Source organism: Sinobaca sp. H24 (assembly GCF_023845525.1).
In genome coordinates this window covers 44,299-57,014 of the sequence record NZ_JALBWT010000019.1, presented here as the reverse complement: position 1 = coordinate 57,014, position 12,716 = coordinate 44,299, and the positions used below count along the sequence as shown (strand labels likewise).

Sequence of the window (12,716 nt, the reverse complement as noted above, 5' to 3'; positions counted from 1 at the left end):
GATCTCTCTATTTCCATTGTTTTCATCATACTCATTTTTTACCATAATTCAATTAGAATTGATGAAATATGGAAATAGATTTCTCCTACTATTATACTTTCCCTATATAGAAGGTTTTTAATCTGTCTCTTCTTCCTGCTGTCTTCCATCTTCCCACTCGCTGCGGTACTGCTCCTGGGTTTCCTGATGAGCTTCGAAGGATTCATTATAAATCACTTCTCCATCAGGACGGGCATAGAAGAAAATATAATCGGTGCTTTCCGGTTCCAGTACTGCCTGTATGGATGCCAGCCCCGGACTTGCAATGGGACCAGGCGGAAGACCGGCGTTCCGGTACGTATTATAAGGGGACTCCGTGTCCAGATCATCATATGAGGTCATATAACGGTGTTCCCGTATAGCATAGGCGACAGTAGGATCTACTTCCAGGCGCATATCTGCTGCCAGCCTATTCTCAATTACTCCAGCAATCAGAGGCCGGTCAACATCATACTGTGCCTCTCTTTCTACAATAGAAGCGATCGTTAAGAGCTGATGAACGGTATAGTCACTCTCCTCTATTTGTGAAGCGTATTCTACCATACTTTCTTCCGTGCGTTCAATCATTTCATGTAAAATAACCTGAAGCTCTGTATCTTCATCAAAAAATTCATACGTAGATGGAAACAAATATCCTTCCAGCGGATACAGTAGCTCTTCTCCGTTAACTTCCTCTGTCACGATACTATGCTGTTCTATTGCTTCCGTTATAAATTCCGGACTGCCTAATTCGTCTATTACTTCTTCTTCTGAATATGACGTATTCTCAGAAATGACCGCTGCAATATCTTCCAGCCATACGCCCTCCGGAACAGTAAATACAATACCCGGCTCTGCATTTGGACCCTCTCCAAGCTGATTGGCGATCTCTCTCATTGTCATATCCTGAGAGAACATATAATGACCGGCCTGAATAGTGGAGTCTGATGTAGCTCTTAAGTAATACCGAAAGACTGTGTCGTTATGTATTAAGTTATTTTCTTCTAGCATAGCCGCCGTATCTGCGGCAGAATAGCCCTGTTCTATTTCCATATCCACTTCTTCCGGCTCACTGCTCTCTACTGGACTCATAGACTGCATGATATACCAGCCTCCGGCTGATGCTGCCAGGACAAGAATCAGAAGAATAGATAAAAAAATAATGGACTTTTTTCCTTAAAAAACAATCTTTTTTTGTTGGGGCGGTTAGTTTCTTCCACGAGACTCCCCTTTCTTCATACTAAGCACTCAGCAATGATTGAAAAGTACAAAGAAAAGCGCTCATGCCCTGTAAAAACAGGGGCAGCGCTTTTCTGTACTGCAAACCCGCCTGCTGCTATTCTTCCATATCCGCAAGCGTATTAATCATTTCTTCTACCATGTCCCACTCTTCATCTGTTTCTATTTCTTCTAGTGCGATATCGTCCTCATCGTCACCTTCCTGGTAACGGAAAGCAAGAATCTCAATCTCTTCATCTTCACTTTCCTGGTTTCCGGAAGCAGTAACCACAATATACGAATGGCCCAGCTCTTCAATTGGAAAGGTGAAAAGAACATCAAATAAGTGTTCATTTCCTTCTTCGTCGGGTATTACAATGCGCTCTGTTTCTTCTTCAGACAAAAATAACGCCTCCATTTATTGTAAAGAATTTTGATTCCTGTCAAGGTATCCCTGTAATATTAACACAGCAGCCATTTTATCAACTACCTGTTTTCTCTTTTTTCGGCTCACATCAGCCTGAATTAGTGTTTTGAGCGGCCTGGGTCGTCAGCCTTTCATCATAAAGAACGACAGGAATACCTATATACGTTTCAAGTGATGCTGCGAACTCCTGGCATTGCTCTCCTCTGGGACCGATGGAACCATTCATGTTTTTAGGGAGCCCTACTACCACAGTAGCTACTTCATTTTCTTCTACCATTTTTTTAATCGCTGGAAACGATTCTTCTGTGGCACTGCTTTTTAAATGAATGGTGTCGTGTCCCTGTGCGGTCCAGCCCATTAAATCAGAAAGCGCAACGCCAATTCTTTTTAAACCAACATCAAGTCCAAGTACTCTATCCATTTCCGCCGCCTTTTTGTACGTATGACCGCACCAATTCTTCAAGCAGTTCATCTCTTTCCAGCCGCCTGATTAGTGCCCGTGCCTCATTATGGCGGGGAATATAGGCAGGATCGCCGGAGAGTAGATAGCCTACTATTTGATTAATCGGATTGTAGCCTTTATCTTTCAACGCATCATATACTTTTAAAAGGACTTCTTCCGCTTGCAAATCGGTGGATAATTCATCCTGCACGTTAAATTTTACGGTTTTATCTTTCGGATCCACCATGCTGCCTCCTTCGATCTGCCTGTCTTTACCAGGGAAAAGACTATCCTGCTGAAATGCAGGCAGACGTGCTATGATTATGCATTTAAAGAAATAGTTTACCTGTCTCTTCGAGTACCATTGTACAACATTTCAAAGCGTTTAGGAAATAGATTCCACCATACCTGGAACAGAATCCAATGCTTCCTGCAGCTTTTCCGGATTACGGCCGCCGGCCTGTGCCATATCAGGACGTCCGCCGCCTCCGCCTCCGCAGATAGCTGCCGTCTGCTTAACCAGGTCGCCGGCTTTATATCCTTTTTTGATTAAATCCTCTGTCACTCCAGCTACGATTTGTACTTTGCCATTATTAACTGCGCCAAGCACCACAATACCGGATCCCAGTTGTTGTTTTAGTTCATCCACTGTATTTCTCATAGCATCCATGTCTTTCGCCTCTGCCGCTTCTGCAATAACCGGAATTCCATTTACCTGCTTTGCTTTATTCAGCAGAGTAGACGCTTCTGCATTGCCAAGCTTGGAAGACATGGAGTCATTTTCCCGCTGCAGCTCTTTTATTGAATGGTGCAGTGCATCAATTCTGCTCGGCACATCCTCAATAGATTTAGCTTTCAACATGTCGGCTGCTTGTTCAAGCGTTTCAATCTGGCTGTTCATATGACCGTAAGCATACTGACCTGTCAGTGCTTCAATTCTTCTAACACCAGCTCCTGTACCTGCTTCGGACACAATCTTAAAAATACCAATCTCAGCCGTATTATTCACATGGCAGCCGCCGCATAATTCAATGCTGTAGTCGGAAATCTGGACGACGCGGACATCTTCGCCGTACTTTTCTCCAAACAGTGCACGGGCTCCCATTGCTTTTGCTTCATCGATCTTTTTACTTTCGATTACGACAGGAATATCCGCCCAGATTTTTTCGTTTACTTTTCGTTCGATTTCTTTCAGCTCTTCCGCTTTTACCTGGCCGAAGTGGGAGAAGTCAAAGCGCAGCCTGTTTCCAGTCACCAGCGACCCGGCCTGGTTCACATGCTCTCCGAGAACATCTTTCAATGCCTGATGCATTAAGTGTGTCGCCGTATGATTTTTCACAATATCTTTTCTTGTATACGAATCCACCTGAGCCTGAACGAGGTCTCCTTTTTTCAGCGTGCCTTCTTTAATGGAAATCGCATGCAGGTGCTGTCCGTTTGGTGCTCTCTGCACATCTGTCACTTCCGCTTTGGCACTCTCTGTCGTAATGACTCCAGTGTCGGCCACCTGTCCGCCGCTCTCTGCATAGAAAGGCGTATGATCGAGTAGAATATGAGCTGTTTCTCCTTCTGATACTTCATCCACAGACTGTTTATCATGAATCAGCGCGCTTACCGTCGTACGGGCAGCCAGCTGATTGTAGCCAATGAATTCACTTTTTTCTTTAAGATCTGATAAAAGGGAATCCTGCGTCTGCATAGATCCAGTCGATTTTCTTGCTGCACGTGCACGGCTGCGCTGTTCCTGCATGGCAGTCTGAAAACTGTCACGGTTCATTGTGAAGCCTGCTTCCGTCAAATATTCTTCTGTGAGGTCTACGGGGAAACCGTACGTGTCATAAAGGCGGAAGACTTCTTCACCCGGTATAATTGTCGTATCGTTTGTTTCTGCTTTTTTCATAATGTCAGATAGAATGTGCAGGCCTTCACTGAGCGTTTCGTGGAACCGCTCTTCTTCATTTTTAATCACTTTTTGAACAAACGCTTCTTTTTCCTGCACTTCCGGGTAATACTCTTTCATAATGCTTCCAACGACCGGCACGAGCTGGAACATAAACGGCTCGTGGATGCCGATCAGCTTTGCGTAGCGGACTGCTCTTCTAAGCAGACGCCTCAATACATAGCCGCGGCCTTCATTGGATGGCAGAGCGCCGTCTCCGATAGCAAAACCGACGGTACGAATGTGGTCGGCAATGACCTTATAGGATACATCCGACTCTTCTTTCCGACCGTAGGGAACATCGGCAAACCTTTCAATTTCCTTCATGATCGGCAGAAATAAATCTGTATCAAAGTTTGTCCGTGCATCCTGAATAACGGAAACAATCCGCTCAAGTCCCATGCCTGTATCTATATTCTTTTTAGGAAGCGGCGTGTATGTGTCATCCGCATTATGATTAAACTGGGAAAAAACAAGGTTCCATATTTCCAGATACCTGTCATTTTCCCCGCCTGGATAAAGCTCCGGATCCTTTTCATTGCTGCCGTATTCCGGGCCGCGGTCGTAGAAGATCTCCGTATTTGGTCCGCTTGGGCCTTCTCCAATATCCCAGAAGTTTTCTTCCAGACGGATAATTCTTTCTTCCGGCAGGCCGACTACATCCTTCCATAGATCGTATGCTTCAAAATCTTCCGGATGCACGGTAACCGCCAGTCGGTCCTGTTCAAAACCGATCCATTTTTCGGAGGTAAGAAACTCCCATGCATATTCAATTGCTTCTTTTTTAAAATAATCGCCTATTGAAAAGTTTCCGAGCATCTCAAAAAAAGTATGATGGCGTGCGGTTTTACCTACATTTTCAATATCGTTGTCCGAATTGATTTCTGGGCATTTGTAATTCTTGGATTGTCCGGCACGATACGGCCGTCAAAATATTTCTTCAGCGTAGCTACGCCGCTGTTGATCCATAAAAGCGTTGGGTCTTCACTCGGAACAAGCGAAGCACTCGGCTCAATATCGTGTCCTTTTTCTTTGAAAAAATCTAAAAACATCTGCCTTACCTGTGCTGATGTATGCTGTTGCATTTGTTGGTTCCCCCTTGGATTTAGATAAGCTGTTTATAAAATTACGCAGACAAAAAAATCCCGCCCCTGGACGCAGGGACGAGATTGCTCGCGGTACCACCCTGTTTACGAAGAAAATCATTCTTCGTCAACTTGAACGCCTGTAACGCAGCGAAGCGGCACGCATTACCGTGCACTCTGGACCAGCTTTCCGTATTCCGGCGCCCTCTGTTTATCTCAGCGTTCTAAACAGTCTCTGTACTGGGTGGAAAACGTACTTTTTCCTTCAACGTGTTATCTTTATTCTCTTTTCTTTTATAACGAATATTTTCCTTTCTGTCAAATATCTTTCCTGCCTTCTTCCTTTCTATGTGCCTTTACATCTATGTCTTTCATGCTAAGATAATGTGGACAATCTCTGAAAAGGAGTGTACCTATGAATCCTATTCATCCTTCCCTTCAGTATATGTATTCTTCCGTTCTCGATCATCTTGATGTAGGCATTCGAATTATCGATGCCGACGAACAGATCGTAGCATATAACCAAAAAATGAAAAGTATCGAATCTATGACAACAGAGGACTTTTCTGAAAAAAAGATACGGGATGTTTTTTCATTCAAAAATGATATAGACAGCCGTCTTTGGAAAGCACTGCACCAAAAGGAAAGCGTCAAAAATGAAAAACAGACCTACTATAACAATAAAGGCCGTGAAGTAACGACTATCAATCATACGTTTCCTATTCTGTATCAAGGAGACATTATCGCAGCGGCAGAAATTGCGAAAGATATTACTCAATTGGAGAAACTCCGCAGAGATAACAAAAACCGCGGACAGCGCTCGGCTGCTTTTGATTTCAGCCAGTTAATCGGACGTTCGGCTAAAATGACAGAAGTCGTGGACAATGCGAAGCGGTCCTCCAGAACGTCGTCAAGCATTCTTATAGCCGGCGAAACCGGCACCGGCAAAGAATTATTTGCCCAGAGCATCCACACGGAAAGCGCAAGAACCGGCCCCTTTGTTGCCCAAAACTGTGCTGCCCTGCCTGATTCACTTATTGAAAGTCTATTATTCGGCACCGCTAAAGGGGCATTCACCGGAGCACTGGAACGCCCCGGACTATTTGAAGAGGCGGATCAAGGTACACTTCTTTTAGATGAAATCAACTCTCTGCCTATCAGCCTTCAGCCCAAACTTCTACGCGTGCTGCAGGAGAAAAAAGTTACGCGTATTGGAGGCTCAACGGAACGCACGGTCGATGTAAGAGTAATCGCCACGATTAATGAGGACCCGATAGAAGCAGTTGCTTCCGGCGTAATGAGAAAGGATTTATACTACAGGCTCAGCGTTGTCCCGATTATTATTCCACCGCTTCGGGAACGCCCAGAAGATATTGAGCCGCTTATCCAGCATTTTATTAATAAATATAATCTCCTGTTTCAAATGAATGTCGAAAATGTGGCAGAAGCAGTAATGGATAAATTTATTAAGTATAACTGGCCGGGAAACGTCCGGGAGCTGGAACACGTTGTTGAAGGAGCCATGAATTTTCTAACTGGGGAGAAAACGATTCAGGCAGCTCACATTCCTGCTGCTTTTCAGCATAGAGCATCTATTAGCGGGGAAATACCTGTAACCGCCTCGGCAGCAAGAGATGAGACTATTTCTATGAAGGAACAGCTTGAGTCTATAGAAAAAAGCTGGATTAAAGAAGCTCTTCAACATCATCATTATAATGTACAGCAGACTGCCCGCAAGCTTGGCTTAAGCCGACAGAGTCTCCAATACCGCATGGAAAAACTGCGTATTTCAAAACATCTTTAACTGTCTGACTTTTTTGATATCGCAAATATTTTTGCATATAAAACGCTCGTTTTTTTGCTTTACTGTTCTTTTTCAGTTGATTTTCCCTGTTTTCCAGGGAAATCAAAGTTGGCACACTATTTGCATTTGTACATAGGTGAGACCATTTTTATTCAACTGAAGGAGGAAAATAACATGGTATGGACGTATAAGCATGAACCATTCACAGATTTTTCAAATGAGACCGAGCAAAAAGCATTCAAGGAAGCAATTAAACTAGTATCGAAAGAGCTGGGCAAAAATTACCCTCTTATCGTAGGCGGGGAACGGATTACTACGGAAGATAAAATCATTTCGGAGAACCCATCCAACCGTAAAGAGGTCGTAGGCTATGTATCTAAAGCTACACAGGAGCACGCGGAAAAAGCGATGCAGAGCGCCCTGCTTGCTTTTGAAGACTGGAAAAAATGGAAGCCGGAAGCAAGAGCAGATGTGCTGTTCCGCGCTGCCGCCATTATCCGCCGGAGAAAGCATGAATTCTCTTCTTATTTAGTTTATGAGGCCGGAAAACCATGGAAAGAAGCAGATGCTGACACAGCGGAAGCGATTGATTTCCTTGAATACTATGCACGCGACATGCTCCGCCTAAAAGATGGGGTGCCCATTCACAGCCGAGAATACATCGAACAAAATACATTTAATTATATCCCGCTTGGGGTCGGAGTTGTTATCTCTCCATGGAATTTTGCTTTTGCTATTATGGCAGGTACTACGGTCGGCCCCATGGTATGCGGAAACACTGTTCTTCTTAAGCCGGCAAGCACTACTCCGGTTATTGCCTATAAGTTTATGGAAGCACTCGAAGAAGCCGGGATGCCGGCAGGCGTCGTCAATTATATACCGGGCAGCGGTTCGGAAATTGGTGATTATCTTGTCGAACACCCTAAAACCAGATTTGTTAATTTCACCGGATCCAAAGAAGTCGGTATCAGTATTTATGAAAAAACGGCCAAGGTTCAGCCCGGACAGAAATGGCTCAAGCGCAGCAGTATTGAAATGGGCGGAAAGGATACCATCATCGTTGATAATGAAGCGGATCTTGAATTAGCCGTAGACTCTATTATTTATTCTGCCTTTGGCTTTTCCGGACAAAAATGTTCTGCATGCTCGAGAGCGGTTATCCATGAAGATGTTTATGATCAAGTAGTAAACATGCTTGCTGAAAAAACGGAAAAATTAACCGTAGGCAATCCACAGCAGCTCGAGAACTTCATGGGCCCGGTAAATGATCAGGCCGCACACGATAAAATCATGGATTATATCCGTATTGGCCGGGGAGAAGGCAGATTAATCGCCGGGGGGACAGGTGATTCTTCTCAAGGATATTTTATTCAGCCAACCGTATTTGCCGATGTTGCACCGGATGCCCGTCTCATGCAGGAGGAAATTTTCGGACCTGTCGTCGCCTGCTCCAAAGCATCCTCTTTTGAGGAAGCACTTGATACAGCTAATAATACGGATTACGGACTGACCGGAGCTGTTATCTCCAACAACCGGGCCCGTCTGGAAAAAGCACGTGAAGAGTTTCATGTTGGAAATTTATACTTTAACCGTGGATGCACCGGCGCTATCGTTGGATACCAGCCTTTTGGAGGCTTTAACATGTCAGGCACTGATTCAAAAGCCGGCGGGCCTGATTACCTGCTCCATTTTCTTCAGCCCAAAACCGTTTCTGATGCATATTAATCGTTTTTCATTTTCTTTTCTGACCCTTCAGCCGCTTAAGTAAGCGGCTGTTTTTCCAAATGAAAGGAGAAGGCTATGCAGAAAACATCGAGAAACTTCTTTTTATTTTTATCAAAAAATAAAACGTTAAATAAAAGCGCCAAACGCTGGGGCTTTAACCTGGGTGCAGCCAAAGTAGTGGCCGGGGAATCAATTGAGAGCGCTATGGAAACTGTTCAACAGTTAAACGAAAAAGGGTTAATGGCCACCGTTGACCATCTGGGGAATTTGTTTCCATAGAACAGGAAGCTAAAGAAGCAGCGGAGCACTGTCTGAAGACATTGGAAGCTATTCATCGTTACGAGCTGAATTGTAATCTATCGTTGAAGCTGACCCAGCTTGGCCTCGATATCGATCGCGGACTCTGCCTTCACTTCATGAAAGAAATAGTGGAAAAAGCAAAGTCCCTGCAGCTTTCTGTATGTATTGATATGGAGGATTATGCTCATTACCAGCTGACGCTGGATATTGTTAAAGAGCTGCGGGAAGAATATGATAATGTCGGAACCGTGATTCAGGCGTATTTATACCGTGCTTCCGCAGATATTGACGATTTAAAAGGAGTTCCGCTTCGTTTAGTAAAAGGCGCCTATAAAGAAAACGAAGCCGTTGCCTGGCAGGATAAAAAACAAATTGATGCTAATTTTATTAATATTATCAAGCAGCATTTACTAAATGGCAGCTATACCGCAATTGCTACCCATGACCACAATATTATTGAAATGGTTAAACAGTTCGCCTCCGAAGCTGATATTCCAACGGATCAGTATGAGTTTCAAATGCTGTATGGATTCCGCACGGATATGCAGGAATCTCTTTCCGAGGAGGGGTACAGGTTCAGAACTTACGTGCCTTTTGGTAATGACTGGTACGGCTACTTCATGCGCCGTCTCGCCGAAAGACCTCAAAATGTTTCTTTTGCATTAAGAGGAATGTTCTCTAAATAAAAGCAGGCTGTCAAATGAATCGTTTTTACCTTCCATTTTAAATAACCTCGCACTCTTTTTAAAAGGAGTACGAGGTTATTCGTTTATTTATTTATTGTTTCTTGATTAGGTTCTTCCAATTTTTCTTTCAGGCGCGTGTAGCGCGTATCTTTATGCTCTGTCTGCACGGCAAGCTCGAGCGCCTCATACTCTCCGCAGAGTATTAAGTAATCCTTTGCCCGCGTAATTGCCGTATAGACCAGGTTGCGTCTCAGCATTCTCCTGTAAGCCATCAGCATAGGTACGACTACGATCGGAAATTCGCTTCCCTGCGACTTATGAATAGATGAACAGTAGGCCAGCATAATTTGATTCAAGTCCTGACGCGAATAGGTGACTTCTTTATTATCAAATGTAATAATCACCTGCATTTGTTTATCTGCTGTTTCTTTTGCTTCAAAAATAGCTTCAATTCTTCCGCGGTCTCCGTTAAATACCCCCTGCTCCGGGTTATTCACAAGCTGCAGTACGATATCGTCTTTCTGATATGTCACTTCTCCAAAGCTGACCGTTTTTTTCTTTTGCGACAGTGGATTAAACAACTGCTGCAGCTGTTTATTTAACTCATGTACGCCGGCAGGCCCCCGGTACATAGGGGCAAGTACCTGTATATCCATTGGGTCGTATCCTTTTTTTACAGCCCCGTCACATACTTTTACAATCAACTCGGCCGTCTGTGATTTTGAACACGGAAAAAAACGCCTATCCGGATATTTCCCCTTGATGTCTTCGGGGAGACCGCCGGCTTTAATCGCATGAGCCAGATCAATAATGGAAGAACCCTCTGCCTGCCTATATACAACAGACAATGACACCACCGGCAGCTTGTCCGATTCAATGAGATCCGTTAACACCTGGCCCGGTCCTACCGATGGCAGCTGGTCTTCATCTCCTACAAGAATCACCTGCATATCATCCGGTACAGCTCGAAACAGCTGGTTGGCAAGCCACATATCGACCATCGATACTTCATCAATGATCAGCAGCTTGCCGGGCAGGTACAAATCCTCCTCCCTTGCTTCGATATCCATCCCTTCTTCGCCGTTAAAACCGAGAAGCTTATGAATAGTAGAAGCAGCAAGGCCTGTGGACTCTTTCATCCGTTTGGCTGCACGTCCTGTAGGTGCAGCCAGGACAATAGGATAAGCTTCATCTTTTTTATATTCTTTTGGATCAAGCGGAAAGCCGTGCAGCGAAGCAAATACTTCTACAATGGCACGGATGACCGTCGTTTTTCCAGTACCCGGTCCGCCTGTCAGTATCATAATTTTAGAATGAATCGCCTGTTTGATAGCTTCCTTCTGCTGTTCCGCATATTCAATCTGGTATTTTCCTCTGTCTCTCCGAGTGCCTCCAGAAATTCCGACTCGGGAAATGTTTCTTCAAGCTCCGCGGAGTCCGCCATTTTCCGGATTTTAGCGGCAAATCCTTTTTCTGCATAGTATAGAGAAGAAACATAAACAAACTGATCTTCCCTGCTGACTTTCTCTTCCTGCTCCAGCACACGCAGGCCTTCTGCCAGAAGATCTGCTTCCATCGGCTGTCTCTCTTTAAGAAGCTCTCCCGCTTCCTCAAGCAGATCCAGCGCCGGCACGTAGACATGACCTTCCTGCATAGTTTTTTCATACAGTAAGTATAAAATGCCTGCTTTTACCCGTTCTAAGTCATCATATTTAATCCCGAGGCTTTTACCGAGCCGGTCTGCCTTCACGAAGCCAATGCCCTGTATATCCCAGACGAGCTGGTACGGGGAGGATTCAATAATATGAAGGGTCTGTTCTTTGTACGAATTATAAATTTTTACAGCAAGCTCCATACCAAACCCAAGCCGGGTGAGGCGGGTAATCGCTCTTTCCATTCCCTGATTTTCCAGCATGGCCTGGTAGACTTTGTTTCGCTTCTCTTCGTTCCAGCCGACAATTTCTTTTAACCGGTCCGGATCGTCGAGCACATGAGAAATAACATTTTCTCCATACGCCTGAACCAATTTATCTGCTGTCTTCTCCCCGATTCCTGGAAAACGATCACTCGATAAATAACCAATCAACGCTTCTTTTTCGGTAGGCACCAGCTTCTCATAGGACTGTACGACATACTGTTTGCCAAATCGGGGATGCTCTTTATAGGCTCCTTCGAAACGATACATTTCTTCACTGTCAATTTCAGGAAAATAGCCGACAATGCTCATTTTCTTTTCATCAAGCTTCGGCTCGGACTTTTTCACTTTAATGACTAAAACAGTATATCCATTTTCCTCATTCCGGAAAATAATATGAAGAACGGAGCCCGTAATATAAGAGGAGGCATAGGCTTCCGGATAATAGTCACTCATCGCATATTCCTCCGTTACTCATTTAATAACTTGGACGCCTCTTTTTTTCCATTGTGGGCAAGCATGTGATCCGGCTCTATCTCAATGGCCTGTTCAAAATATGGAAGCGCCTGTGCAGCCCCTTTTGTATGAAGATAGCCTACGCCTAAATTAAAATAGGCATCCGCATGCTCCGAATCCTGCTCTGTCACCATATGGAATTCTGTGACTGCTTCTTCTACCATACCATTCTGCGCCATGCTCATCGCATAGTAAAACCGGGCTTCTGTATCTTCGCTGTCGAGTTCCACCGCCCGCTTAAATGAAGCCATTGCATGAGGTACGCGACCGGATTGAAAATAAGCCATCCCCAGCATGTAATGAAGACTGCTGTCGTCGAGCCCGGCTTTATGGGCCTGTTGATACATAGTCAGTGCTTCTGCAAATTTATCTTCATTGAATAAAACATTGCCCGCACCATAATAAGCTGCGGCTGCACTGCTGTCGAGCTCTATGCCTTTTTCAAAAAAACGAAGCGCTTTTTCCGACTCTCCCAGTTCGGCAAGCAGATTTCCAAAATTAATATATGCGACCGGGTTGTCAGGCTCTTCTTCAATCGCCTGATTTAGTAACCTGGCTGCCTCTTCCATGTTGCCTTCCTGTAATTCCTGAAGTGCCTGTTGATTGGTATCCATTTAAAAAATCTCCTTTTGTATACATTC

The 12,716-nt window shown here is 44.5% G+C and carries 8 protein-coding genes and 3 pseudogenes; 3 read left to right on the top strand and 8 right to left on the bottom strand.

The window, feature by feature from the left end; translation table 11 throughout:
• Positions 1-117: 117 nt before the first annotated feature.
• The 5 genes and pseudogenes from mltG to alaS form a co-directional block, all read right to left on the bottom strand.
• Positions 118-1,179 (bottom strand): endolytic transglycosylase MltG, encoded by a 1,062-nt coding sequence (gene mltG, locus MMY81_RS20625; protein ID WP_308215422.1) that lies wholly within the window; start codon positions 1,177-1,179, stop codon positions 118-120.
• A gap of 175 nt (positions 1,180-1,354) precedes the next feature.
• The gene (locus MMY81_RS20620; protein WP_252314330.1) at positions 1,355-1,639 is read right to left on the bottom strand and encodes a DUF1292 domain-containing protein; all 285 of its coding nucleotides are present in this window, start codon (positions 1,637-1,639) and stop codon (positions 1,355-1,357) included.
• A gap of 15 nt (positions 1,640-1,654) precedes the next feature.
• Positions 1,655-2,084: pseudogene (gene ruvX, locus MMY81_RS20615) on the bottom strand (Holliday junction resolvase RuvX).
• Positions 2,077-2,349: an IreB family regulatory phosphoprotein gene (locus MMY81_RS20610; RefSeq protein WP_120193588.1), complete on the bottom strand. Its 273-nt coding sequence runs from the start codon at positions 2,347-2,349 to the stop codon at positions 2,077-2,079. Before MMY81_RS20610 ends, ruvX begins: the two are co-directional and overlap by 8 nt.
• Positions 2,350-2,490: 141 nt before the next feature.
• Positions 2,491-5,129, bottom strand: a pseudogene (gene alaS / locus MMY81_RS20605) (alanine--tRNA ligase).
• A 415-nt stretch (positions 5,130-5,544) separates the two neighbouring features.
• Between alaS and MMY81_RS20600 the strand changes: the two are divergent.
• From MMY81_RS20600 to MMY81_RS20590, 3 genes and pseudogenes are all read left to right on the top strand, one after another.
• Positions 5,545-6,933 carry a sigma-54 interaction domain-containing protein gene (locus MMY81_RS20600; protein ID WP_252314329.1) on the top strand — a complete coding sequence of 463 codons (1,389 nt, stop codon included), beginning with the start codon at positions 5,545-5,547 and terminating at the stop codon, positions 6,931-6,933.
• Positions 6,934-7,107: 174 nt separating this feature from the next.
• A complete protein-coding gene (gene pruA / locus MMY81_RS20595; protein ID WP_252314328.1) occupies positions 7,108-8,658 on the top strand; it encodes an L-glutamate gamma-semialdehyde dehydrogenase in 1,551 nt (516 codons plus the stop codon).
• A 75-nt stretch (positions 8,659-8,733) separates the two neighbouring features.
• Positions 8,734-9,644: pseudogene (locus MMY81_RS20590) on the top strand (proline dehydrogenase family protein).
• 83 nt (positions 9,645-9,727) lie between these two features.
• On the opposite strand, the gene recD2 reads toward MMY81_RS20590, so the two are convergent.
• Genes recD2 through MMY81_RS20575 form a run of 3 tightly spaced genes read right to left on the bottom strand, consistent with a single transcriptional unit; the run spans position 9,728 to position 12,689 of the window.
• Positions 9,728-10,963: an SF1B family DNA helicase RecD2 gene (gene recD2, locus MMY81_RS20585; protein WP_483882496.1), complete on the bottom strand. Its 1,236-nt coding sequence runs from the start codon at positions 10,961-10,963 to the stop codon at positions 9,728-9,730.
• Positions 10,945-12,015, bottom strand: coding sequence for a helix-hairpin-helix domain-containing protein (locus MMY81_RS20580; RefSeq protein WP_252314326.1), 1,071 nt, complete (start codon positions 12,013-12,015; stop codon positions 10,945-10,947). The genes recD2 and MMY81_RS20580 overlap by 19 nt, the downstream gene beginning before the upstream one ends.
• Positions 12,016-12,029: 14 nt before the next feature.
• Positions 12,030-12,689, bottom strand: a complete 660-nt coding sequence (locus tag MMY81_RS20575; RefSeq protein ID WP_252314325.1) for a tetratricopeptide repeat protein — start codon at positions 12,687-12,689, stop codon at positions 12,030-12,032.
• Between the last annotated feature and the right edge of the window lie 27 nt (positions 12,690-12,716).